The organism is Bacteroides ihuae (assembly GCF_900104585.1).
GTDB lineage: Bacteria > Bacteroidota > Bacteroidia > Bacteroidales > Bacteroidaceae > Bacteroides > Bacteroides ihuae.
Window position 1 is genome coordinate 693,734 of record NZ_FNVX01000006.1, and the last position, 26,410, is coordinate 720,143.

The following is a 26,410-nucleotide window of genomic DNA, read 5'->3' on the forward strand; positions in this document are numbered from 1 at the left end:
AAAGAATGAAGTTTAAAACATTACTTACAATCTTCGCAGCAGCTATCCTTTTAGGTGCCTGCGGACAAGGAAAAGGTGAAAAGAAATCAATAAGCATTGCTTATGTTAACTGGTCGGAAGGTATTGCCATCACTCATCTTACTAAAGTTATTCTGGAAAATCAAGGATATGAAGTAAAATTAATGAATGCTGATTTGGCACCTGTATTCGCATCATTGTCGCGCAAAAAGGCAGATGTATTCATGGATACATGGTTACCTGTTACCATGAAAGACTATATGGACCAATATGGCGACAAGTTAGAAGAGCTCGGAACAGTTTATGATGAAGCACGCATTGGTTTGGTTGTGCCTGATTATGTTACCGCTAATTCAATTGAGGAGCTGAATAAATACAAAACGAAATTTGATAAAAAAATCGTTGGTATTGATGCAGGAGCTGGAATCATGAGAGCCACAGACAAAGCAATTAAAGAATATAAACTGGATTTTGAATTACAAACTTCAAGTGGACCCGCTATGACAGCTTCACTAAAGAAAGCTATTGATCAAAAAGAATGGGTCGTTGTAACCGGATGGACTCCTCATTGGATGTTCAACCGATTTAATCTTAAAATATTAAAAGACCCCAAAGGTATCTATGGCGAAAAGGAAAAATTGGAAGTTATTGCTTGGAAAGGTTTTGCAGAACAGAATCCCAAAGTTGCAGAGATCCTAAAGAAGATTAAATTAAGCAACGAGGAAATAAGTAGTTTGATGGCTGAAATAGAAAATTCTGCAACCAACGAGGAAGACGCAGTTAAAGGATGGATAAAAGAAAATCAATCTCTCGTAGACTCTTGGACAAATGAAGAGAAATAACGGTCTATAATAGATTCCCAAAATCAATCTCTTATCACAATAGAAGCAAAAGAGCCGTTTTAACCTAAAAGGTAAGAACGGCTCTTTTTAATGATTATAAGAAATAAAACTACTATTTACTCAAGATCGCCATCGTATCTGACGCAATCATGAACTCTTCATCAGTAGGAATAATAACTACTTTCACACGTGAATCAAGAGTACTTATAACCGCCTCTTTACCACGAATCTTAGCATTGTATTCTTCATCTATCTCCACTCCCATAAACTCTAATCCTTTGCAAACACCCGAACGGCATGTTGTCTGGTTCTCACCTACTCCGCCAGTGAAGACAATGATATCAACCCCACCAAGAGCGGCAGCGTAAGCTCCAATATATTTCTTTATACGATAGAAGTACATATTTTCAGCCAACAACGCACGTTCTTCTTTTCTTGCCACAGCATCTTCCAGCTCACGCATATCCGAAGAAACTTCGAAGATACCAAGCACACCACTTTTCTTATTGACAAGATCCGACAGACCAGCTGCGTCAAGACCTTCTTTCTCCATTATATAAGTCAATGCACCAGCATCAATATCACCCGAACGAGTACCCATCATTAGACCTTCTACCGGAGTAAGCCCCATCGAAGTATCAATCGATTTCCCGTCCTTCACTGCAGTAATAGAACCTCCATTACCAATGTGGCAAGTAATAATACGTTTTCCTTCAGGACTTACGCCTAAGAATTCACACACACGAGCTGAAACATATCGATGACTGGTTCCATGAAAGCCATATCTACGAACACCATATTTAGTATATAATTCGTAAGGAAGAGCATACATATAGGCGTAATCAGGCATTGTCTGATGAAAAGCTGTATCGAACACACCTATCTGAGGAATATTAGGCAGTAGCTTATTAATGGTATAGATACCTTTTAAGTTAGCCGGATTATGTAGCGGAGCAAGCTCCGAGCATTGTATCATTTGCTCAATAACTTCATTGGTTATAAGCACCGATGAATTAAACTTTTCGCCTCCATGCACCACGCGGTGGCCAACAGCTGTGATTTCATCAAGCGACTTAATACAACCATGCTTTTCACTAGTCAACGTTTCCAAGATAAATTCAATACCTACTGTATGTTCGGGAATTTCACGTTCAAGAACAACCTTTTCACCACTAGGTAATGCGAATTTCAGGAAAGATCCCTGCAGACCAATTCTCTCAATACCACCCTGAGCCATCACTTCCTTACTGTCCATATCGAACAGTTTGTACTTAATTGATGAACTCCCACAGTTCAATACCAATATTTTCATCTCTTTATATTTTATTGTGCGTTTTTACTTGCAATAGCTTGATTGGCAGTAATTGCTACCATTTTGTAAACATCATCAATAGAACAACCACGCGAAAGGTCGTTTACCGGCCGAGCAATACCTTGAAGAATAGGGCCGATAGCATCAACATTGCCTAAACGTTGAGCAATCTTATAGCCAATATTACCAACCTCTAGGTTAGGAACAATAAGAACATTAGCATGTCCTGCAATCTCAGAGCCCGGTGCTTTGCTGGCACCAATAGAAGGGACTAAAGCTGCATCTGCCTGTAATTCACCATCTATTTTCAATGTAGGATCCATTTCTTTAGCAAGTCTGAACGCTTCTACAACTTTATCTACATTTTCATGCTTAGCAGACCCTTTTGTAGAAAAGCTAAGCATTGCTACTTTAGGATCCTCAATACCGGCAACTGCTTTGGCAGTACGTGCAGTAGAAACCGCTATTTGAGCAAGTTGTTCAGCATCAGGAACAGGAGTAACAGCCACATCTCCCATTACAAGTACTCCATTCTCACCGTATTGAGTATTTTTAGAGATCAGTAACATAGCTCCCGACACACAAGTAATTCCGGGAACAGTTTTAATAATCTGCAAAGCAGGACGAAGAACATTACCCGTAGTATTACGAGCACCAGCCAATTGACCATCGGCATCGCCATTCTTCACTATCAAACAACCAAGATAAAGAGGATCAAGAACCAGCTTGCGCGCTTCTTCTATCGTCATACCCTTCTTTTTGCGAAGTTCAAAAAGAAGCTGAGCATATTCCTCTTTCTTAGGATGATTCTCAGGATCAATGATGATAGCCTTGTCAATGTTCATTAATTCCCATTCTGCAGCTAATTTCTTAATTTCGACGGAATTGCCCAGAATAATTAAATTCGCAACTTTGTCTGCCAGAATTTGATCGGCAGCTTTAAGAGTACGCTCTTCAGTTCCTTCAGGAAGAACAATGCGCTGGAGATTCGATTTCGCACGCGCAATAATTTCGCTTATTAAATCCATTATAGATATATTAATATGTGTACAAATTCAGGTGGAAAGTATTTTTACGCTGCAAAAGTAGTCATAATTGCAATATCTACATTGCAATTACAGGTATTTTTGCCTCTTAAAAATACAATTATTATAATCTTTAACATTAGCCAGACGCCATGAGAAGGAGCTATTTCACATTAGGCAATACAAATCCTATTAAAAGAGGAGAATAAAGTTAAAGCAAAACAACAAATCTAATTATCGCACATTACTGCCAAACAATCTGGCATTGAGTACGATGGTAAATGACACAGTAGATAAAAGGTTAAACTAGCACAAGATTTATCGACAAGAACAAATTGGGTCTATGAATTTTCGTACCTTTGCGCTGTTTTCAAAAAAGGTATTTATGATACGTCAATGCACCATTTTGTTCGGCTGTTTGGCCTTAGGTGAATTAATTGTTTTTCTCACAGGAATTAAGCTCCCATCCAGCATTATAGGAATGCTATTACTTACCTTATTCTTAAAATTAGGCTGGATCAAGCTGCAATGGGTACAAGGTATGTCCGATTTTCTAGTAGCAAATATTGGCTTTTTCTTTGTTCCACCCGGAGTAGCATTAATGCTTTACTTTGATATTATTACCGCAGAAATTCTACCTATTCTTACGGCAACTGTAGTAAGTACTGTTCTGGTTCTTTTTGTCACAGGATGGGTACATCAATTAATACGCAAAATCAAATGAGTTACTTAGAGAATACTTTTTTTCTTTTAGCCATAACGTTTGGTCTATATTTCTTAGCCAAACTCCTACAAAAAAAAACCGGATTCATTTTATTAAATCCGATCTTACTCACCATTGCTGCCCTTATCATCTTTCTAAAAGCATTCAATATTAGTTATGACACCTATAATAAAGGTGGTCAGCTCATTGAATTTTGGCTCAAACCGGCAGTCGTCGCATTAGGAGTTCCTCTGTACCTCCAGTTAGAAAGCATCAAGAAGCAATTAATGCCCATCCTTCTTTCTCAGTTGGCTGGTTGCATCGTAGGAGTAGTTTCTGTAGTACTAATAGCCAAACTTATGGGCGCAAGTCAGGTAGTTATATTATCACTCGCTCCAAAATCGGTTACAACTCCGATTGCCATGGAAGTAACAAAATCGATAGGAGGTATACCCGCACTAACAGCTGCAGTGGTAGTAGTCGTAGGCCTACTTGGCGCGATTTTAGGATTTAAGGTATTACGTTTACTCAATGTGCATAGCCCTATTGCGCAAGGCTTATCAATGGGGACAGCGGCCCACGCTGTAGGCACATCAACAGCGATGGATGTAAGCCATAAATATGGTGCTTATGCTAGTTTGGGGTTGACATTAAATGGCATCTTTACGGCACTATTAACCCCTACAATTCTGCGTCTTTTAGGGCTACTATAACAAAAGAGATTTTTTTTTGTTATCTATATTGATTAATTAAAACAAGATGAATTTTATGATAGTATTTAATGATATTACGTTACAAGACAAGACTACCATTACTTCCTTTACGATGAACAGTTACCGACGAAACTGTGATCTCTCTTTTTCAAATCTATGCAGCTGGAGATTTATATACAATACCAAGTTTGCGATAGTAGATAATTTTTTAGTTTTCAAATTTCGCGCCGACAATAAATTAGCCTACATGATGCCTGTAGGTCAAGGAGATCTCAAAAAAGTATTACTGGATCTTGAAGAAGATGCCCGCCAAGAAGGAGAACCGTTCTGTATGTTGGGAACCTGTTCAGGAGTCCGTACCGAACTCGAAAACATTATGCCGGGCCGATTCACGTTTACTGCGGACAGAAACTATGCAGACTATATCTATTTGCGAAGTGATTTGGCTACATTGAAAGGAAAAAAATTTCAATCGAAAAGAAATCATATCAATAAATTCAAAAAAGAATATAGCTACCAATACAGACCAATCACCCCAGACAGTATTCAGGAATGTATCGACCTTGAAGCCAAATGGTGTAAGATGAATGACTGTGACAAGCAGAATGATGGTACAGGGAACGAGCGACAAGCAATTATATATGCGCTACAACATTTCGAAGAAATAGGCCTTACGGGGGGAATGCTCTACGTTGAGGATAGAATAGTCGCATTTACTTTTGGTATGCCAATTAACAAAGAGACGTTCGGTGTGCATGTAGAAAAGGCGGACACAAGTATAGATGGAGCTTATACTATGATCAACTATGAATTTGCCAACCACATTCCTGAACAATTCACCTACGTTAACCGTGAAGAAGACCTCGGCATAGAAGGATTAAGAAAAGCCAAACTATCTTATCAGCCGACCATTCTTTTGGATAAATATGTGGCTTGCTTAGAGCCAGATTAGAAAAATAACACAACAAATTAAACAGAAAAGGACTTAATACATGCTAAAGAAACAAATAAAAAACTTGTGGCAACTTTGCTTCAATGATAGTGACGCTTTTACTGACCTTTATTTCACTCATCGGTATAATAATGACGTCAACATCTGTATCCAAAGTGGTGAAGAGATAATTTCTGCGCTTCAAATGTTACCTTACCAAATGACTTTTTGCAGCAACGAAGTTCCTACATCATACATTTCGGGAGCGTGTACCCATCCCGACTATAGGGGAAAAGGGGTTATGCGTGAGTTACTTTCACAGGCATTTGCCCAGATGCAAAGCCAAGGAGTCTTATTTAGCACGTTAATTCCGGCTAGTGATTATCTATTTGATTATTACAGAAAAAACGGATATGCTTCTGTCTTTAATTATACAGAAGAGAACTATTTCACCAAGGATCTTACTCTCAATTCGAAAGAATTAAGAATAGAAGCAGTTACTGATTTTAAGGAAGATATCTACAATTATGTTTCTCATAGAATGGAAGAACGCCCATGCTGCATACAACATACAGTGGCAGACTTTCAAGTCATCCTTACTGACCTCAAATTAGCAAATGGCAGCATCTTCACGGCTACTCGCGGAAAAAACATTTGTGGAGTCGCATTTTGTTATCCAAACGAACAGACCCTGCAAGTTAACGAATTACTAGCCGACAATACGGAAACAGAACAAGCACTATTAAATGAGGCGGCCCGGCAATGGAAATGCGATGAAATAACAGTTATCCGCCCTTTAAAAAAAGGAGCTGAAAAGTTACATTTAGGCATGGCCCGTATTATAGATGCCAAGAAAGTATTACAACTCTTTGCCGCTACTTTTCCGCAAGAAGAGATGAATATTGAACTAACTGATGATACATTGGCAGCAAACAATGGATATTACTATATGAATAATGGAAAGTGTATGAAGAGCGGAGAAAGGCTACCGGGTACTCATCAGCGACTCAATATTGAGATGTTGACGCTCAAGATATTTGCACCTCTACAGCCATATATGAGTTTAATGCTCAACTAAAAAGAGAACAAAAATCTCTCTCCAAAGTATAGAGCCAATAGAAATTCTCTGAGAATAAAAAGCAGAAAGCGTTTTCAAATACAATTTGATTATAAAGAACTAAAAAGGGTTATCCAACACAGATAACCCTTTTTAGTTCTTTATAATCCACTGAAGTCAACTCCGTCAAACACGAGTGAAGGGATTCTCCAAGAAGATGAAAGCCGCGGATCATTACCTGTTTCAACTAAAGAAGACCACAAGCTAATCATATTGCCCGTTACATTCATCTCAGAAACAGGGATGGTTAGCTTACCATTTTCAATCAAGAAGCCTTCAATGCCATAAGAAAAATCACCGGTAGAACTATTACAGTTCCCGCCATTGAATCCCGTAATCAAGATACCCCTATCAACTCCGGCAGTCAATCCATCAAGGTCTTTCTCTCCCATGTCCATCACCAATAAAGAAGGTTGGCTGATTGTTGGGTCCACATTCATCTTTTTAGCATTATAGGTATCTATAAAATAAGTTTTCAAAATGCCTCCTTCAAAGACGGGCATACGTTGGGTGGCAACCCCTTCATTGTCAAAGTAACGGGCACCAGACGACTGCAATAGATGAGGTTCATCTATCAATGTTAGTTTCTCTGCACCTACCTTTTCACCCCACTTATTAAGCATAAACGAATTCTTCTGCTGAAGTGCAGAGCCATACAATGCCTGTAATAGCGGAGATACCAAACGGCTAGAGTTAAGCGGATCGACAACCATCGTGTATTTGCCCGATTTTACTTTCTTTTGCCCAAGCTTACGCAACACACGCTCCAAAGCTTTGTGCCCTATTCCTTCTTTAATCAGTTTATCAAAGTAAAGCGAAGATTCGTACCAATAAGAAGAAGGACGAGCTTCACCCTCGCCTCTCATACTCACGCTAGCTGAAAGTGAATACCAAGAACTTTGCGTCTCACCTTCAAACCCATTACTGGTTAACATGTATCTAAAATCAACCCCATCACTATAGGATGATTCTACAGAAATGATTCGTTGATCCGATCCATAAACCTCCTCGGCAATGGCTCTTGCCAAAGCGACTTTATCGTCAGGCTGTACAGAATTAAACTTAGGATCCAAAAGTTGTAAATCTGGTTTTCCGCCCTTATAATAGCGAGAGCTATCAGGAAGCATTCTATATTTATCTTCCGCCAAATAGCGAGTAGATTCAATTCCATTGACAATAAACGATTCCAACTCTTTCTTATCCAACCGATTGGTCGAAATAGAGCCATAACGTCCATCAACAAAAAGAGTTAAATTGAGGCTATTTTCAGAAGCTTGTTGCAGTTTATCTATTTTCGTATCACGCAATTCGAAAGAACTGTTGGAGCCAGAATAAAGACTTACTTTCGCAGCCTGACAACCGTTTTTCTGAGCAAAGTCCATCGCCCATTGTGCCAGTTTCTTATTATTATCTGATATCATAATGTATTATTCTTAACCGTTAACAAATTAATTTTCTCCACCTACAGTAAGCTTACTGACCAATGCAGAAGGCATACCACAAGTAACAGGGCAAGACTGTCCGTCTTTTCCGCACGTCCAGGTACCATTATCTATTTTATCATTATCAGCTACCATCGTAATATCAGCCAACGCTTTCGGCCCATTACCAATAATATTGATATCCTTGATAGGTTGCGTCAACTTACCATCTTCTATCAGATACCCGGATTTCACAAAGAAAGTAAAGTCGCCTGCACCAATTTGTACCTGCCCATTAGTGAATTGATCAACAAAGATACCCTTCTTTACTGAAGCAATGATCTCTTCTTCTTTCAGATTACCTGCTTCCATGTAAGTAGCTCGCATCCGGGGAATAGGAGCGTTGCGGAAAGACTCACGACGTCCGTTACCGGTAGAGGCAATGCCGTAATGCTTGGCGCTGATACGGTCGTGCAAATAACTTGTCAATACACCATCTTTCACAATATACGTCTTTTGCCCTTCAGTACCTTCATCGTCTATATTCACCGACCCTCTATTAAAAGGAATCGTACCATCATCTACTACATTGATATGTTCACTGCACACCTTCTTATTCAATTGACCGGAGAAGATTGATACATTTTTTCTATTAAAGTCAGCCTCGAAGGCATGTCCGATAGCCTCATGGAGCAAAATACCGGAACCACCGGCCCCCATCACAACAGCCATCTCACCTCCTTTAGGCTTCACGGCTTTAAAGAGAATAGACGTTTTCGCTACTGCTTCCTGCGCAATAAGATCAACAATATCATCTGTCAGAAACTCAAATCCCATGCGATAAGCACGAGCCGCATAGCCATTTTCTATCTTTCCATTTTCCTCCATAATGCAAACAGCACCAAAAGTTACCATTGGTCGATAGTCGTAATACATCACCCCTTCCGAGTTGCAGAATAGAATATGTGAAGTGGTATCTGTAAGCGAAGCCGATACTTTGTGTACCCGCTTATCGAGAGCAAAAATCCTATCGTTGAGACGTTGCAGGAAAGGCATTTTATCTTTCAGTATAATCTCTTCCCATGCTGTTTTTATAGAATAATAGTTCTTCTTAATGGATTTCACAGTAAGATCAACCGGAGATTTCACTTTACCACTCGTAGCAATCCGTGCAGCTGTCCGAGCAGCTTTTAGCATCTCATCAATCGTCACGTTTTCCACATAAGCATAGCCACTTTGATCTCCTGCAAGTACTCTGATACCCACACCAAAGTCAATGTTCGAGTTACAACGATTTACAGCTCCGTCTTGCAAGCCAACGTAGTTATTAAATGTATGTTCAAAGAAAAGATCAGCATAATCCCCTCCTTTTTCGAGAGCCACAGAAAGGACTCTTTTCATATCCTCCTCACTCACTCCAAAATGTTTCAAAGCAGAAGAAACACCCGACAAATCATGAGGCCCACTCAAGCTTGCATGCAGTATTGACGGTGTTGCCACTGAGCCTAACATAATCATACCTCCGGTTTTTAAAAAGTTACGTCTGTCCATAACAATGTTATTTTTCTATTATTCAATTATTTATGGTTCACTTTTATTCATCTTTAGTCAGTAGACTTTCTAGCTCTTCAGCACTAAGTCGAAGATAAAATTGTCCACGATATGCGATAGAAATAGATCCGGTCTCTTCGGAAACAATGATGGCATGTGCATCTGTATGCTGGGAGATACCCATTGCCGCACGATGACGCAAACCCAGCTCTTTTGGTATATCGAGATTATGCGACACCGGCAAAATACATCCCGCTGCCTTTATTTTCTTTTTTCCTATAATCATAGCTCCATCGTGCAACGGACTATTCTTGAAAAAGATGTTTTCAATCAATCTCTGATTAATATCCGCATTAATCATTTCTCCCGAATGCAAAGCCTCATCCAACGGTATGTTATGTTCCATCACAATCAGTGCCCCTACTTTTTGCTTACTCATACTAATACAAGCCATCACAATAGGCATAATATCATCGCGTTCTAAAGACTCTTTCTTGTTTCCCGTAAGAAAGCGCACTAGTATACTTGCCCGTTGATGCGAACCCAGTGTTAGCAAAAAGCGACGAATCTCATCTTGAAACAATACGATCAGGGCAAGTACACCTACACTAACCAACTTATCAAAGATGGAACCCAACAAGCGCATCTCCAGCACTTGAGAAACCACCAACCAGATGAGAATAAAAACTAGAATGCCTGTAAAAACATTAATTGATCCCGATGCCTTCATCAATTTGTATGTGTAATACAATAATAAAGCAACAGATAGTATGTCGATAAAATCTTTTATTCCAAACTCAAAAAACATAGTTCTTATTTATAATTTAAAGTATCCTCCTTTACTATTTCTCGAAAGAATGCACGTACTCAACCATCTTAACGGTTTCTACCGCCTCCTTTACATCGTGTACACGTAAGATATCAGCACCTTTCATCAGCGCGATTGTGTTTAGTGCAGTTGTTCCGTTTAATGCTTCTTCCGAAGGTACATTCAACAAGTGAGTAATCATCGACTTGCGTGAAACTCCAACCAACAAAGGAAGCTCAAATATCCTGAAATCGTCGAGGCATCCCATGAGTTCATAGTTATGTTCCTGTGTTTTTCCAAAACCAAAGCCAGGATCAAGAATGATGTCATTCATCCCCAATTCTCTTAATTGCTCTACTTTCCTTGCAAAATACAGAAACACCTCTTTTATCAGATTATTATAGTGGGGAGCTTTCTGCATATTTTGAGGAGTTCCCTGCATGTGCATTATGATATAAGGTACATGCAACTTTGCCACAGTTTCAAACATTCGTTCGTCCATCTCTCCCGCAGCGATGTCATTAATAATAGCTACTCCGTATTCTTTCACACACCATTCGGCCACATCAGCTCGAAAAGTATCGACTGATATCACTGCGTCCGGATGATTGCGATTTATAATTTCAAGTCCTGTTTGCAAACGTTTCATTTCTTCTTCCTGAGAAATATGTTCGGCATTGGGCCGTGAAGAATAAGCACCGATATCAATGATTGAGGCACCCTCATCAATTATTTGTTGAGCACGTGTAGCTATTTCCGCTTCTGTCTGCTTACGACTATCAGCATAAAACGAATCGGGGGTTACATTAAGAATGCCCATTATCTGAGGAACAGACAGATCAAGTAAATGCCCATTGACATTGATATATTTAGGGAAAGATGACTTCATTATGTATGAATTTGGGGATTGAATATTGCAAAAATACAGATTATTCTCGTATAAACTTATTCATATATAAAAAAGTTACGACTTAAAAGAATATCACGTATATTTGTCCCCTGTAAAAAACAAAGATATGGATATTTCAGCTCTATACAAAGTCTTCCTAAACTGCTGTGGCGTAACAACAGACAGCCGTCACTGCCCCGCAGGCTCACTATTCATTGCCCTTAAGGGCGAGTCTTTCAATGGTAATGCCTTTGCTGCCCAAGCTCTCAAAGGCGGATGCGCGTACGCAGTAATTGACGAGTCACAATATGCCATTGCGGGAGATAAGCGATTCATTGTAGTAGATGATTGTTTAGCCACTTTACAACAATTGGCCAATTTCCATCGCCGGCGACTAGCCACTAAGGTTATTGGTATCACCGGAACAAATGGGAAGACTACTACAAAAGAATTGATTGCAGCCGTATTGCTCCAATCGCACAATGTACTCTATACCCAAGGCAATCTGAATAATCACATCGGTGTACCGCTAACTCTGCTGCAACTTACCTCCGAGCACGACTTAGCTGTTATTGAAATGGGTGCCAATCATCCCGGAGAAATCAAAACATTGGTTCATATTGCCGAACCCGACTATGGCATCATCACCAATGTTGGTAAAGCACATCTAGAAGGCTTCGGTTCTTTCGAAGGAGTGATAAGGACAAAGGGAGAATTATATGACTATTTGCGAGAAAAAGGAGATTCTACCGTGTTCATTCATCACGATAATCCGTTCCTAATGGATATTGCTAAAGGAGTGAACTTAATTCCCTATGGAAGTGATAACACTCTTTATGTGAACGGAAAAGTTACAGGAAACTCGCCTTATCTAGCTTTTGAGTGGAAAGCAGGTGCCAATGGTGAATATCACAAGGTTGAGACACAACTCATCGGTGAATATAACTTTTCAAACGCATTGGCTGCAGTCACCATTGGACGATATTTTGGCGTGGAACCTCAGAAGATAGACAAAGCTTTGACAGGATATGTGCCACAAAACAATCGTTCGCAACTAAAAAAGACTGAAGACAACACTCTCATTATTGATGCATACAATGCAAACCCTACCAGTATGATGGCGGCTCTTCAAAACTTCCACAACATGAAAGCGGAACACAAAATGCTTCTGCTGGGAGATATGAGAGAATTGGGTGCCGATAGCATAAACGAGCATCAGAAGATAGTAGACTATATCAATGAATGCAATTTTGAAGAAGTAATGCTCGTTGGTGACCAATTTGCTGCGACAAAGCACTCTTACAAGGTTTATGATAATGTAGACGAAGTGATTAAAACATTTCAAGATAACAAACCCAAAGGATGTACCATCTTGGTGAAAGGATCTAACGGAACAAAATTGAGTAAAGTAGTCAACTATCTATAACACACAAAATAAAGGCTAACTGTAACTTATGTAAAGTTGGGTTAGCCTTTATTTTTTCTGGATTTATTTGTTAAATTCAAAGCGTCTAGGCAGTTCTATCATTTTTCCAGCCAATGCTCCTGCACGGTTCACAGCACCACTTAATGCCCTCGGAGTAAAAGAGAGAGCTCTTGTTTTTTTCGCAGAAGCAGAGATATTACCGGTAATCACCTCCAGAGCTTTGGCCAAAAGAGGTTCAGCTTCATCACCCATCGAGTAACCATCAAAAAAGTTATCTACGACTTCATATGTTGGCTTAAAACCATCAGGCATACACGGTGTATTCCCATTCTTATCGGAATATCGATAAACCATTGCATATATCCCCCAGTTGTCAAGAGCCTTGTCCGGACTTTTATAGATCATATCTGGCGTAAAGACAATGCCACCACAATATTTACCGGCAGTCTGCTCACCAATGGTTTTTACAGACATATAGGGTGAAAGCCCTGTAATGGTAGCTTCAGAAGCTGAAGCAGTGCCACCTGAAACCAATACGTACAGATTAAGTCCATTCAAGTTAGCATCTTGAACAGAAAGAGATTCATTTACTCCTTCCTCATTCTCATAGCTAAAATTATACTTATAATATTCGTTCAAATCTTCTCCTTGCGATTTCCAATACTTAGAATAAGCATCGTTCCACGTTTGTTGCAAATAAATTTGATCTCCAGAAGCGACTATATTGTTTGGCGCCAGAATGCTACTTAATAACTGAGCCGTAAGCGAGTATCCTCCTCCGTTATAACGTAAGTCAAGTACCACATCAGTCACCCCTTCAGCTTTAAAAGAGTTAAATACCTCCAGTAATTTAGCGTGTGATTTCAAAACATAATCCGTATAAAACAAATAACCAATCTTATGTGTACCTGCATCTATTACCTTATATACATTGACTGGATCTTGATACATATCCACTGCAGTAAGAGAGACTGTTATACCATTAGGCCTAATACTAGTGTCACTTAAATTAGCCATACCAAGATCAATAGTAGGAGAATAGAAGAGATTGGTATAATTGCTTGTGGTAATATTAGTACCATTCATCAGTTGAATGATATCACCTCGTTTCAATCCGGCCTTCTCTGCAGGAGTACCGGGATAGACAAACTGAACAACAGCATAACAATCCGTTTCAGAGTTACTAAAGAGATATACGCCAAGCGAATAACCAAAGGAAGTACCTTCACCTGCAAAATTATCATTCAGACCAGCAACGTCATCTGTCAGAGTAGTCCAATGGTCAGCGGAATTTCTAATCCTTTTTACCATAGCAATTGGATCGGTTTCCGTACTGACATCAACTGTTGGAATCTCAGAACTCCATAAATAAACATCTTGCAATACATCGAGTGCGAATTGGTTGACCTTTTGTGTCGCTGCGGGAACAGCACCTTCATCATCTACGGGATCATCGTCATCATTACAGCTACTTAAAAACATAATGCTTGCCAGAACAGAAAATATAGCAAGTAATCTCCATTGTTTTTTTTTCATATTTTTCAATTATTAGTTTAGTTACCAAGCAGTTCATTTCTTCTGTAGCATCCGCGGACGAACAATGTAATATGCTACCAGACTAGCCAGTACGGCTCCTGTTGAGTTAGCCGCAAAATCAAACCAATCGCCTCCACGATAAGTAGTACAATAAGCTTGAAGTAGCTCCACACATCCGCTAAACAGCACAGGACAAAGAAGAGCGCCCAGCCATCCATGCCACATTGGAGAAGCAACTTTTCGGTGAGAGCGTAAAAACTCAAGCCACAACATGCCCGACATGCCAAAGTACATACAGAAATGCACTATCTTATCGAAATTAGGGATCTTACTAAGTTCGGTAGAAGGGGGCTTAAAAAAGGACAAATAAATCACTATCAAGATAATAGTAAGTGATACGGGATATCTTTTTATATAACGAAACATAGACTAAGTTTATTGTATTATAGAATACAAAAGTAAGAAACATTTTCTATATTTGCAGCAATTTGAGCAGTATAATATCAAAATAGCAAGACAAAAGACATACAATGATGAAGAAAGACAGAGCCAACTTCGGGAGCAAAATGGGCGTAATACTTGCTTCTGCGGGATCGGCAGTAGGGTTGGGCAATATATGGAGATTCCCTTATGAAACAGGGAATCATGGAGGTGCTGCTTTTATATTGATTTATTTAGGATGTATCATCCTCTTAGGCCTCCCTATTATGATAGCCGAGTTTCTTATCGGCAGACATTCACGTGCTAATACAGCAGGTGCATTCCAAATACTGGCTCCGGGAACTCATTGGCGATGGATAGGGCGCATGGGTGTTTTGGCGGGTCTGTTGATTCTTAGTTATTATTCTGTCGTGGCCGGATGGACACTTGAGTACATTACGGAAGCTGTAAGCAACAGCTTTGCCGGTAAATCACCCAATGATTTTGTCGTTTCTTTTCAAAGCTTCTCTACCAACCCTTGGAGGCCAATCCTTTGGCTCACCGTATTTCTACTAGCCACTCACTTTATTATAGTAAAAGGTGTCGAAAAAGGCATTGAGAAATCCTCAAAAATAATGATGCCAATGCTATTCATACTCCTTTTAATATTAGTAGCTTGCTCCGTTACCCTTCCGGGAGCAAAAAGAGGGATTGAATTTCTCCTAAAACCTGATTTTAACAAGGTAGACAGCAGTGTGTTTCTCGGGGCTATGGGACAGGCATTCTTTTCTCTCAGTCTGGGCATGGGTTGTTTATGCACTTATGCGTCTTACTTCAGCAAAGATACCAACTTAACGAAAACTGCTTTTAGCGTAGGCATTATTGATACCATTATAGCGATACTTGCTGGATTCATTATTTTCCCGGCAGCTTTCTCTGTTGGCATACAACCTGACGCCGGACCAAGTCTAATCTTTATCACGCTACCGAATGTCTTTCAACAAGCGTTTAGTGGCATACCGGCACTAGCTTATCTCTTCTCTGTTCTGTTCTATGTACTCCTTGCCGTAGCCGCACTTACCTCTACCATATCATTACATGAAGTGGTCACGGCCTATCTGCATGAAGAGTTTCACTTTACCCGTGGCAAGGCAGCAAGAATCGTGACAGGTTCTTGCATCTTCTTTGGCATTTTTTGCTCACTCTCCCTCGGAGTAGCAAAAGGCTATACGCTTTTTGGATTGGGACTATTTGACCTCTTCGACTTTGTGACAGCTAAGATCATGCTTCCAATCGGAGGATTATTTATCTCTGTATTCACTGGGTGGTACCTCGACAAAAAAATTGTATGGGAAGAGGTTAGTAATAGCGGTTCGCTACGAATGCCTGCCTATAAGTTATTCATCTTTATACTTAAATTCATCGCTCCAATAGCCATATCGTTCATCTTCATAAATGAGCTCGGACTACTGAGATAGGACCAAACAACATGTGGAAGGATTTTTTCTACTTCTCAGGGCACGAACGCCAGGGAATTATTATACTCATTGTGTGCATCGCAATTGTTGTGATATGCACGTTAACTCTAACTCTTTCTGATCACAAAGAAAAAGCGGCCACAAAAGACAATTTCAAGAAAGAGTATGCCGATTTCATTCATTCGCTAAAGAAAAGAGACTACAGAACGTTTTACGCGTATGCTCACGATCAGCGACATGAAATTCGCCTAGCCCCCTTTGACCCTAATATGGCCGACTCCGCCACGTTTGTTAGCTTAGGATTGCAGCCATGGATGGCACACAACATCATGCGCTATCGAGCTAAAGGTGGAAAGTTTCGCAAACCCGAAGAGTTTAAAAAAGTATATGGCCTCACAGAAAAACAATACACCTCCCTCCTACCTTATATATATGTAAGTGATACATTCCAGAAGAAAGATACCACCGGAATATTAATCAAACGAAATTTTCCTGATTCTCTCAAAGTAATTAAGTATGCAACAGGGACCGTTATCGATCTTAATCTTAGTGATACCACGGAACTGAAAAAGATTCCCGGCATTGGAGGAGGCATTGCCCGAATGATTGTGAGTTATAGGAAACGGCTTGGCGGATTTTACCGAATAGAGCAATTAAATGAAATTAATCTGAATGTGGAGAAAGTCAGGCCTTGGTTTCGTATAGGGAACGAACAAACCCGTCGGATAAACCTGAACAGGGCAAGCATAGAACGCCTGAAAGCACATCCATACCTAAACTTCTATCAGGCAAAAGTCATTGTGGAACAACGAGAGAAATACGGCCCGTTAAAAAGCTTGAAACAATTGGTACTCTATAGTGAATTCACTCAAAAAGATTTCGAACGCATCAGCCATTATATTCGTTTTGAATAAATTGCTCCGTACAAAAAGAGCATTTCAAACAATAATCCAACGTATTCTTGTCAAGAGTAGATTCATTGATTATTAAAGCCATTTACCGCTTTTCATTGAATAATTCCATCAATCATGTGCACCGTACGATCAGTAATCTGAGCCAAAGCTTCATCATGAGTCACAATAACAAACGTTTGCCCAAACTTATTACGCAAGTCAAAGAACAATTGGTGTAGCTCTTCTTTATTACGTGTATCCAAACTGCCCGACGGCTCATCTGCTAAAATCACTGCAGGATTATTGATCAACGCACGAGCCACTGCCACCCGTTGCTTTTCTCCTCCCGAAAGCTCATTCGGTTTGTGTGAAGCTCGCTCTTTCAGCCCCATGAAATCTAAAATTTCAGAAGCTCTCGTCAGCGAATCTTTAGTAGATACACCAGCGATGAAAGCAGGAATCATCACATTCTCTATAGCTGTAAACTCGGGTAGTAATTGATGAAATTGAAAAACAAAGCCAATGTGACTATTACGAAAGGCTGACAATTCTTTCTGCTTCATCCGGCTAACAATGGTTCCATCAATGGAAACAAGCCCGGTATCAGGTTCATCAAGTGTACCCATAATCTGAAGCAAAGTTGTTTTACCAGCACCACTGGGACCAACAATACTTACTATCTCTCCTTTACCAATCTCTACATCAATACCTTTCAGTACTTGCAAAGTTCCAAAGCTTTTGGTAATTCTTTCTAATTTTATCACTTTCGCCTATTTAAATTATACATCAACTCTTCTTAAACCATTTATAAAACCAGCGGCCCACATTCTCGTATTGTTGCGATTCATTAGGACGACCCAAATCAGAGAAAGAAACCATTTCTTGGGGATCTCCATACTGGTCGGGAAACAGAAGCATCAAACTATTATTATTAAAATACTTACTAATCTGCACCGGAAGGGTATCAAATAGAGGGTTATAAGAGATTGAACCCCTACGAGCACTGATGATAACCAACAGATGATCATAATTAACCTCTTTAGTCAACAACAACAGATCATCCCATTCGGCAAACTCAGAATACTCTCCTCTCACGCCCTTATGCTGTTTTCTTACATAATCTTCTAGGTAAGGCAACGTATCGGGATGCGCAAAGAAGCATAATCGACATCCTAATTGCCCCGCCATCCTACAGAGCCTCTCTACCCATTTAAAAAATCCCACCTCATATTCAGCTTTAGCAGGAACCGCCACAATGATGCGTCGTAATGTATTTGCAGGCATCAGACACTTTACAATCATCACTTGCCGATGCATACCCTTCAGCAAGTTTACCGTTAAAACACCAAAAAAAGAATCTACCAACGTAGCCTTACGATGCAATCCAAGTATCACCTCAGAAGCATTATATTCTTTCAAAGTATGTATGATTCCTGAGGCTATATTCTGGTCGAATCGAGTAATCATATTTACGCTTACATCCGCTGCTGCAGCTATCGTAGCCGTCTGCTCCAGCATTTTCTTTCCTTGCGTCAAGAGAGCATCAGAAGCATTCCCATCATTTATCACATTTAAGGCCATTATTCCATCTTTGCGCTTCGGAGCTTTCATCAATAGTGCCATACTCATCAAGCTTCTAATCGTATCAGGATTAGCCACGGAAATCAAAATGTGCTCCTCTTCCTTAGGCCTTTCTTCACTCATGCCGCACTCCCCTCCCAAAGCAATCTTCCGAGCAGTATGCTCCGTTACAATAGAGCTAATAATACAAGTAAAAAGTATCATCATCACCGTTCCGTTCAATACATCATTGTTGAGTAAAGGCACTCCGGGAGATATTTCTATTTTATTTCCGATCAACACAGCTGCAAGTGTAGCTGCAGCTTGCGCATTACTTAAGCCAAACATCATGGCGCGCTCATTAGCATGCATCTTGAAGGTTTTTTGAGTCAGCCAAGCCGCAAGCCATTTACTAATAGTCGCAACGAGAGTCATCACAAGAGCTACCTTCAAAGCTTCACCTCCAAAGAAAAATGTACGAACATCAATAATCATTCCCACTCCAATCAGAAAATAGGGAATAAACAATGCATTGCCCACAAACTCAAGTCTATTCATCAAAGGAGATACATGAGGAACCAATCGATTCAGCACCAGCCCAACCATAAATGCACCCAAAATCCCTTCAAGTCCAGCTACCTCAAGTAATCCACCACCCAAGAACATCATGGTCAAAACAAAAATAAACTGCACGATGTTATCTTCGTATTTACGGAAGAACCAGCGACTGATGCGAGGAAAGAAATAAATTATAAAAAAGCCGACAAGCAGCACTTTCACAGTAAGCGACAACCAAAAGAATCCGTCCACAGTCCCCTTGTAACCTCCCGCAATAACAGCCAGTATCAAGAGTGCCAAAACAACAGTAATTGCCGTACCGCCAATAGTGATACTTACACTGCGAAGACGCGACAAGCCATATCGGCTAATAATAGGATAAGCTATCAGCGTATGAGATGCATACATACTTGCCAAAAGAACTGCGGTAGTAACATTGTATCCTAAGAAATAAATACTACTCCAAACACCCAAAATCATAGGAATAAGGAAAGTATATATTCCAAAAACAACCCCCTTCACTCGGTTCTTCTTAAAATCCTCCATATCCATCTCCAATCCGGCAAGGAACATAATATAGTAAAGTCCCACCTTACCGAAAAGCTCAAAACTGCTATCGCGCACAAGGATATTAAATCCATGCTCACCAATAGCTATACCAGCCAAAATCATACCGATAATATGAGGAATCTTCAACCGACCAAGCAATATCGGTGCGAAGAGAATAATTGTAAGCACTATAAGAAACACCCACGTAGGGTCCGTGATAGGAAGCTCAAAATTAAAGTCTAACCACTTCATTGTTTTCCGTTTTTATATTCTTCTGCAAAAGAACAAAAAAGATATCACAAAGACAATGCAATAAGACGAAGAAAGTAATTGGATATTTATTATTTAATGACTTAAAAAAACAATGCATAAACAATAGAACATCTCCTTATGGATAAATATTCAATAAAATAAGCATTTATCCATAAATAGAACCATTTCACAAGAAAAGAAGACCCAAAAATAATAAATCTCTGCTTATCATAGCTTATAATCTGATGGAATGTTATAATTTTGTAGCCAATTACCTATTCACAAAGAGTAGATTGGATAGGAACAAAATTATTCATATAAAACAAAAGAAGATGAAAGTAGCTATTGTTGGCGTAAGCGGAGCCGTAGGACAAGAGTTTCTGCGCGTGCTCGATGAGAGAAGTTTCCCGTTGGACGAGTTAGTATTGTTCGGTTCTAAACGTAGTGCCGGAACTAAATACACCTTTGGCGGTAAACAGATCGAAGTCAAACTTCTGCAACACAACGATGACTTTAAAGGGGTTGATATCGCTTTCACCTCTGCCGGTGCAGGAACATCAAAAGAATTTGCCGATACAATTACCAAATATGGAGCCGTAATGATTGACAATTCAAGCGCTTTTCGCATGGATGCCGACATTCCATTGGTTGTTCCGGAAGTAAATGCAGCCGACGCAAAAGATCGTCCTCGTGGCATTATTGCTAATCCAAATTGCACCACTATACAAATGGTAGTAGCTTTGAAAGCAATAGAGCAACTCTCACATATCAAAACCGTTCATGTATCTACCTACCAAGCCGCCAGCGGTGCCGGAGCAGCAGCAATGGACGAACTATACGAACAATACCGTCAAGTATTGGCCGGTGAAGCAGTAACCGTAGAAAAGTTTGCTTACCAGTTGGCCTTCAACCTCATACCTCAAGTAGACGTATTCACAGAAAACGGTTACACCAAGGAAGAGATGAAGATGTTTAACGAAACACGCAAAATCATGCACTCCGACGTCAAAGTAAGTGCAACCTGTGTACGTGTTCCCGCATTGAGAGCACATTCCGAAAGCATCTGGATAGAAACAGAGCGTCCGGTATCCATAGAAGAAGCCCGCGAAGCATTTGCCAAAGCAGAAGGCGTGATCCTTCAAGATAACCCTGTCGAAAAAGATTACCCAATGCCTCTTTTCATTGCAGGCAAAGACCCCGTATACGTAGGTCGCATCCGCAAGGATCTCTCCAACGAAAACGGACTAACCTTTTGGGTAGTAGGCGATCAAATCAAAAAAGGAGCCGCACTCAACGCAGTGCAGATTGCAGAATATCTGATTAAAGAGAAGAATATATAATAGAGAGTTTATTCTCTGATTGTGCTCTACATATTGAAAAGCCTCGCAAAATCGTAAACCGGTTTTTGCGAGGCTTTTTGTATATTAATTGTAAATACAGACAAAACACTTTATTAAACGAGAGTTCATCTAACACAACATGGGGATGTTATTATACAGAACATCCCCAACTTATATCAAAGAACATCCGGATGTTTTATATTATAACATGGGGATGTTCTTAAAGGTAATTTTAGCCTTTACAGAAGAGAGAAGCAGCATTCTACCCGTCTCTCCTACACACTTAATTTCGATCTAAGAAAAGTAAAGTCCTCAGCAGTTCTTAAAAATATATTCTTACCCTTTTCTCTATAGGTCGATAGAATCACACGATTTGTACAAAATTCAAAGAACAATTTATTATTTTAGCAAATACTATAGAAAAAAACTATATATTTGTATCGGAATAAAATACATCTAGGGAATGAAACTTATTGCAGAAAGCGGTTCTACGAGGACAGAATGGGCATTAATTGAAGATAATCATCTTATACAACGTGTCTTTACAGAAGGGTTGAATCCTTTTTTTCAAACCCGAAGAGAGATTAGTCGAAGTGTCAGACTGGGCTTACCTGAATCTTTTTTTAGAAAAAAACTGGAACAAGTTTACTTCTATGGCGCAGGATGCACTTCGAATGAGAAAAAAAACATCTTAGGAGCATCGTTAGTCGCTCAATTCAAGACTCCCATACAAGTAGAAAGCGATCTACTTGCTGCTGCCCGTGGATTATTTAAAGATGAAGCTGGAATAGCCTGCATTTTGGGAACAGGTTCAAACTCATGCTTTTATGATGGGAAAATTATTGCAAAAAATGTAAAAGCTGCTGGATATATTTTAGGAGATGAAGGTAGTGGCGCTGTACTTGGGAAAATTTTTTTATCAGATGCTCTCAAAGGGCTAGCACCTAAAGATATTACGAACGATTTTTATGAAAAATTCCGTATCAATGCCAATGATGTAATGGAATCGGTTTATAACCGTCCATTTCCTAATCGTTTCTTAGCCACCATCTCCTATTTCTTGGCAGATTATTTAGACAACGATTATGTCTACAGCCTACTTACAGAAAATTTACGCAACTTCTTCACACGTAGCGTATGCCAGTACGATTACAAAAACTACCCTATTCGTTTTGTAGGCTCAGTAGCACATACTTATTCCGAAGTATTATGCGATATAGCTCACGAATTCAACATAGAGCTTGGAGTCATCGAGGAAACACCGATGTCTGGACTTATAGAGTTTCATTCAATGAACATTGAAGAAGCCTAAGTACAGCAAAAAGCACAAAACCATTTCTTCCTATAACCAGGTAAACGAATACATCTATTAATTTCAAAGCTCTTTATGCATATAGATACCTAAAAATATATCTATAAATATAAAATAATGCAAAAAATAGTTCTTGATATAAAAACTATTTATATATTTGCTAAGACAATACTTTTTAGAAGTCTTGTCCCTTTGTTGATCGCACAGATTAATCTCTTAAAACAACCTAACCAAAACAATATTTAAGCAGACTCAGATTCTGGTAAACCAGAGATAGAGCAATTTAGTAAATGCTATCAATAAGAAAAAAGAGATAATATAATACTTATAGCCTATGATGAAGAAACAAGATTACCGAGGGATAAAGTTTTATCCAAACATTTCAGAAATCTCTATTACCTTAAAAAAAATTATCTAACAACTAAAATCATCAGTCTCATATGAATGAAGATCGAAAAAAACGAGGGATTACTCACAGTAAGTTCCTCACGGCACTAACTATCACTGCACTATTTCTAGGCAGCGGTGAAGCTATGGCCAACAAAAACATTCAAAACAGTAGCTATACAGCAAATGAGCAGCAGCAATCACAAGCTGTCCAAGGACTAATTGTTGACTCTAAAGGAGAAGCAATCATCGGAGCTAGCGTCCTAGAAAAAAGAACAACAAACGGTACTATTTCTGATATAAATGGTAAATTCTCGTTAAATGTAAAACCTGGAACAATTCTAATCGTTTCTTATATAGGTTATAAATCCCAAGAGGTAAAAGCCTCAAAAAATATGCAAGTTGTTCTAAAAGAAGACACTGAACTTTTAGATGAAGTAGTAGTCGTTGGTTATGGAGCACAAAAGAAAGTGAATCTAACGGGGGCCGTTTCAAATATAAATGTACAAGAAGCTATTGCAAGTCGCCCTGTTACAGATGCAGCTAAAGCACTACAAGGCATCAGTCCAGGCCTGACTATTACAAATAAAGTTGGTGGAATCGGAACAGAATCAACCATTAAGCTCCGTGGATCTGTAGGCTCTCTCAGCGCAACAAATGGGACATCACCACTAATTCTAGTTGATAACGTTGAGATTCCTAGCATCAATCTAGTCAATCCTGATGACATTGAGACAATATCTGTTCTAAAAGATGCTGCTTCAGCTTCAATATATGGTACACGCGCGGCATGGGGGGTCATATTAATCACCACTAAGCAAGGAAAGAAGAATGATAAGGTAAAAGTTAATTATTCGAACAACTATGCATGGAGTACACCAACGACAATGGCGGAATTAGCCTCTGCATCAGATAATGCTGAATTTATCATGACCATACTAGATAGACTTGGACAAAACTCCATCACTAACATCGGATATACCATCGACGCTACAGCTGTTGAAAAGATAAAAGGATGGGAAGAACAATATGGTAATATGTCACAAAGCGAATTAGGCGAAATGCTTGAGGGGCGTGATTTCGAGATAAGAGGAGGTAAAACTTTTTTCTACCGTTCATTTGATCCAATTAAAGAGTTCACCAAAGACTGGACACCTCAACAAAACCATAATTTATCAGTTACAGGTGGAAATGACAAAACCACATACAACATCGGCCTAGGATATCTGAACCAAACAGGAGTAATGAAATTTAACTCTGACAAATATAACAGGTACACTCTAAACTCCAATATCACCACCAATATTCGTGATTGGTGGAAAGTTAAAGCCAATATTCTCTTCACGCGTTCTGAGAATGACCAACCTTATAAATATACCTCAGGACAATATGATGCATGGTTTTACTTAATGCGTTGGCCCCGATGGTACCCTTATGCACAGTACGACGGAAAAGACTTCCGCTCAGCCGTAACCGATATAAAATCGGGAAATAGGGAATCGGTAACATCAAATTACATACGTACAAACTTAGGAACAGAGATAACACCTATCAAAGATTTGACTATCAACTTTGACTATACTTTTTCTATGCTAATTGATGCGCAAAAAAGGAATGGTGGAACCGTGATGGCTTACAATATGTTCTCTTCTGCTCCATTCAGCAACTATGCAGATATCTATGGTAGCACCCATAATCGTGTAACTCAAAGTAGCAAATATACGATGGCTAATATATTCAAGGCATATGCTACATACAACCTCAACTTTGAGAAGAAACACAATTTCAAGATAATGGCTGGTATGGATGCTGAAAGCCGTGAGAAATTAAGTCATTATTCAGAACGCAGAGGATTAATTAGTACCACCCTTCCTGAGATAGCATTGGCTACAGGTGACCAATATTCATATAGTTCAACTGATAGCTATCATAATGACTTTGCTGCTGCAGGTTTCTTTGGACGCATCAACTACAATTACATGCAGAAATACTTGTTAGAAATAAACGCACGATATGATGGATCCTCAAACTTCCCTAAAGGCAAAAAATGGGCATTATTCCCATCTGTTTCTGCTGGTTGGAGAACTTCAGAAGAAAGCTTTATGACATGGGTAAAACCAACACTATCAACTTTGAAAGTTAGAGGTTCATGGGGAACTATAGGAAATCAAGACGTTGCATCTAATTCATTTATCTCAACAATGACTTCTGGAAATTCAAATTGGGTTGTTAATGGTACAAACCAACTCTATCTAGGTTCTCCTTCTGTTATTTCAAGCGCTTTGACTTGGGAACGTGTCACAACAACTGATCTAGGTCTAGATGCCCGTTTCTTTAATGATGAGCTTGGATTTACATTTGATTGGTACAAGCGCGTAACTTCTGACATGCACTGCGCAGGAGAAACATTACCTTCTACTTTTGGCGCATCATCTCCAAAAATAAATTATGGAGAAATTACAGGAAACGGTTTAGAACTTGGACTTGATTATAGCCATCGCTTCAAATCTGGTTTCGGTATTAATGCCAGAGCATCAATCTCTCACGTCACAGAAAAGATTACAAAATTTAAAGGGAGCAATAATAATATTTATGGAAATTATGAAGGCAAACGCCTTGGCGAAATCTGGGGATATGAAACAGACCGTTTATTCCAAGAAAGTGATTTCAAGATAGATGGAAGTCTAAAAGATGGTATTGCATCTCAATCTTTATATGAAACTGGATCTTTTAAGTTTGGCCCTGGAGATGTTAAATATAAGAATATAGATGGTGACGATAAAATTAGCTACGGAAAAAACACAATAGAAGACCACGGCGATTTAAAAGTAATAGGCAATACTTTACCTGATTACGAATATAGCTTCTCTTTGGGAGCAGATTACAAAGGGCTTGACCTTAGCGTTTTCTTTCAAGGTGTAGGCAAACGTGATTATTGGGCATACGGTAGTGTTGCCATTCCTGCAGGTGGATCCAGTTATGCAGATGCAGCATACGCTCATCAAATGGATTATTGGACTACAACAAATACAAATGCTTACTATCCGCGCCCTTCAAACAATGCTTGGGTAAGTAATGGCCAAAACTTCTTACGCCAAACAAGATATCTATCTGATATGTCTTACCTACGTTGCAAAAATATAACTATAGGTTATACACTGCCTCAAGAGTGGTTGAAAAAAATACGTTTTGAAAATGCACGTTTTTATGTAAGTGCAGAAAACCTTTTTGAATTTGACAACATGAAGATTCCTGTTGATCCAGAATCAACAGATTACAAAACAGGATATGGCGACGGATCATACGCTTTCGGAAGAAGCTACCCATATCAAAGAACCATTTCACTCGGTATGCAAATAGGATTTTAAA

The 26,410-nt window shown here is 39.3% G+C and carries 21 protein-coding genes; 11 read left to right on the top strand and 10 right to left on the bottom strand.

The window, feature by feature from the left end; all coding sequences use genetic code 11:
• Positions 1-5 precede the first annotated feature (5 nt).
• A complete protein-coding gene (locus tag BQ5338_RS13625) occupies positions 6-860 on the top strand; it encodes a glycine betaine ABC transporter substrate-binding protein (protein ID WP_071147365.1) in 855 nt (284 codons plus the stop codon).
• Positions 861-972: 112 nt separating this feature from the next.
• On the opposite strand, the gene BQ5338_RS13630 is transcribed toward BQ5338_RS13625, so the two are convergent.
• Both BQ5338_RS13630 and pta read right to left on the bottom strand, forming a co-directional pair.
• Entirely contained in the window at positions 973-2,172 is a 1,200-nt protein-coding gene (locus BQ5338_RS13630; protein WP_071147366.1) for an acetate kinase, read from the bottom strand.
• 11 nt (positions 2,173-2,183) lie between these two features.
• A complete protein-coding gene (gene pta, locus BQ5338_RS13635; RefSeq protein WP_071147367.1) occupies positions 2,184-3,200 on the bottom strand; it encodes a phosphate acetyltransferase in 1,017 nt (338 codons plus the stop codon).
• Between the two features lie 382 nt (positions 3,201-3,582).
• Between pta and BQ5338_RS13640 the strand changes: the two genes are divergently transcribed.
• Genes BQ5338_RS13640 through BQ5338_RS13655 form a run of 4 tightly spaced genes read left to right on the top strand, consistent with a single transcriptional unit; the run spans position 3,583 to position 6,622 of the window.
• Positions 3,583-3,921 carry a CidA/LrgA family protein gene (locus BQ5338_RS13640; RefSeq protein WP_071147368.1) on the top strand — a complete coding sequence of 113 codons (339 nt, stop codon included), beginning with the start codon at positions 3,583-3,585 and terminating at the stop codon, positions 3,919-3,921.
• Positions 3,918-4,613 carry an LrgB family protein gene (locus tag BQ5338_RS13645; RefSeq protein ID WP_071147885.1) on the top strand — a complete coding sequence of 232 codons (696 nt, stop codon included), beginning with the start codon at positions 3,918-3,920 and terminating at the stop codon, positions 4,611-4,613. The genes BQ5338_RS13640 and BQ5338_RS13645 overlap by 4 nt, the downstream gene beginning before the upstream one ends.
• A 55-nt stretch (positions 4,614-4,668) precedes the next feature.
• The gene (locus BQ5338_RS13650; protein ID WP_071147886.1) at positions 4,669-5,565 is read left to right on the top strand and encodes a DUF2156 domain-containing protein; all 897 of its coding nucleotides are present in this window, start codon (positions 4,669-4,671) and stop codon (positions 5,563-5,565) included.
• A 40-nt stretch (positions 5,566-5,605) separates the two neighbouring features.
• The gene (locus tag BQ5338_RS13655) at positions 5,606-6,622 is read left to right on the top strand and encodes a GNAT family N-acetyltransferase (protein WP_071147369.1); all 1,017 of its coding nucleotides are present in this window, start codon (positions 5,606-5,608) and stop codon (positions 6,620-6,622) included.
• Between the two features lie 140 nt (positions 6,623-6,762).
• Here the strand turns inward: BQ5338_RS13655 and BQ5338_RS13660 are convergent, their stop codons facing one another.
• Genes BQ5338_RS13660 through folP form a run of 4 tightly spaced genes read right to left on the bottom strand, consistent with a single transcriptional unit; the run spans position 6,763 to position 11,330 of the window.
• Entirely contained in the window at positions 6,763-8,082 is a 1,320-nt protein-coding gene (locus BQ5338_RS13660) for a TldD/PmbA family protein (protein ID WP_071147370.1), read from the bottom strand.
• Positions 8,083-8,109: 27 nt separating this feature from the next.
• Entirely contained in the window at positions 8,110-9,633 is a 1,524-nt protein-coding gene (locus tag BQ5338_RS13665; protein ID WP_071147371.1) for a TldD/PmbA family protein, read from the bottom strand.
• 43 nt (positions 9,634-9,676) lie between these two features.
• Complete coding sequence (cdaA, locus tag BQ5338_RS13670) at positions 9,677-10,441, bottom strand: diadenylate cyclase CdaA (protein WP_071147372.1); 765 nt, start codon at positions 10,439-10,441, stop codon at positions 9,677-9,679.
• Between the two features lie 34 nt (positions 10,442-10,475).
• Positions 10,476-11,330 (bottom strand): dihydropteroate synthase, encoded by an 855-nt coding sequence (gene folP, locus BQ5338_RS13675; RefSeq protein ID WP_071147373.1) that lies wholly within the window; start codon positions 11,328-11,330, stop codon positions 10,476-10,478.
• A gap of 127 nt (positions 11,331-11,457) precedes the next feature.
• Here folP and BQ5338_RS13680 point away from each other — a divergent pair, with 127 nt between their 5' ends.
• The gene (locus tag BQ5338_RS13680; RefSeq protein WP_071147374.1) at positions 11,458-12,756 is read left to right on the top strand and encodes a UDP-N-acetylmuramoyl-tripeptide--D-alanyl-D-alanine ligase; all 1,299 of its coding nucleotides are present in this window, start codon (positions 11,458-11,460) and stop codon (positions 12,754-12,756) included.
• 63 nt (positions 12,757-12,819) lie between these two features.
• Here the strand turns inward: BQ5338_RS13680 and BQ5338_RS13685 are convergent, their stop codons facing one another.
• Together BQ5338_RS13685 and BQ5338_RS13690 are read right to left on the bottom strand one after the other, a co-directional pair.
• Positions 12,820-14,292: a S41 family peptidase gene (locus BQ5338_RS13685; RefSeq protein ID WP_071147375.1), complete on the bottom strand. Its 1,473-nt coding sequence runs from the start codon at positions 14,290-14,292 to the stop codon at positions 12,820-12,822.
• A 33-nt stretch (positions 14,293-14,325) separates the two neighbouring features.
• Complete coding sequence (locus BQ5338_RS13690; protein WP_071147376.1) at positions 14,326-14,718, bottom strand: VanZ family protein; 393 nt, start codon at positions 14,716-14,718, stop codon at positions 14,326-14,328.
• A gap of 104 nt (positions 14,719-14,822) precedes the next feature.
• Between BQ5338_RS13690 and BQ5338_RS13695 the strand changes: the two genes are divergently transcribed.
• Together BQ5338_RS13695 and BQ5338_RS13700 are read left to right on the top strand one after the other, a co-directional pair.
• A complete protein-coding gene (locus BQ5338_RS13695; RefSeq protein WP_071147377.1) occupies positions 14,823-16,190 on the top strand; it encodes a sodium-dependent transporter in 1,368 nt (455 codons plus the stop codon).
• Positions 16,191-16,201: 11 nt separating this feature from the next.
• Complete coding sequence (locus BQ5338_RS13700; RefSeq protein ID WP_071147378.1) at positions 16,202-17,104, top strand: ComEA family DNA-binding protein; 903 nt, start codon at positions 16,202-16,204, stop codon at positions 17,102-17,104.
• 92 nt (positions 17,105-17,196) lie between these two features.
• Here BQ5338_RS13700 and BQ5338_RS13705 read toward each other — a convergent pair whose 3' ends face one another.
• Positions 17,197-17,847 (bottom strand): ABC transporter ATP-binding protein, encoded by a 651-nt coding sequence (locus BQ5338_RS13705; protein ID WP_071147379.1) that lies wholly within the window; start codon positions 17,845-17,847, stop codon positions 17,197-17,199.
• Between the two features lie 22 nt (positions 17,848-17,869).
• Positions 17,870-20,002 (bottom strand): cation:proton antiporter domain-containing protein, encoded by a 2,133-nt coding sequence (locus tag BQ5338_RS13710; RefSeq protein ID WP_071147380.1) that lies wholly within the window; start codon positions 20,000-20,002, stop codon positions 17,870-17,872.
• Positions 20,003-20,334: 332 nt separating this feature from the next.
• Between BQ5338_RS13710 and BQ5338_RS13715 the strand changes: the two genes are divergently transcribed.
• From BQ5338_RS13715 to BQ5338_RS13725, 3 genes are all read left to right on the top strand, one after another.
• Positions 20,335-21,342: an aspartate-semialdehyde dehydrogenase gene (locus BQ5338_RS13715; RefSeq protein WP_071147887.1), complete on the top strand. Its 1,008-nt coding sequence runs from the start codon at positions 20,335-20,337 to the stop codon at positions 21,340-21,342.
• 463 nt (positions 21,343-21,805) lie between these two features.
• Positions 21,806-22,654 (top strand): hypothetical protein, encoded by an 849-nt coding sequence (locus tag BQ5338_RS13720; protein WP_071147381.1) that lies wholly within the window; start codon positions 21,806-21,808, stop codon positions 22,652-22,654.
• A 440-nt stretch (positions 22,655-23,094) separates the two neighbouring features.
• A complete protein-coding gene (locus tag BQ5338_RS13725; RefSeq protein WP_071147382.1) occupies positions 23,095-26,409 on the top strand; it encodes a SusC/RagA family TonB-linked outer membrane protein in 3,315 nt (1,104 codons plus the stop codon).
• Position 26,410 lies beyond the last annotated feature (1 nt).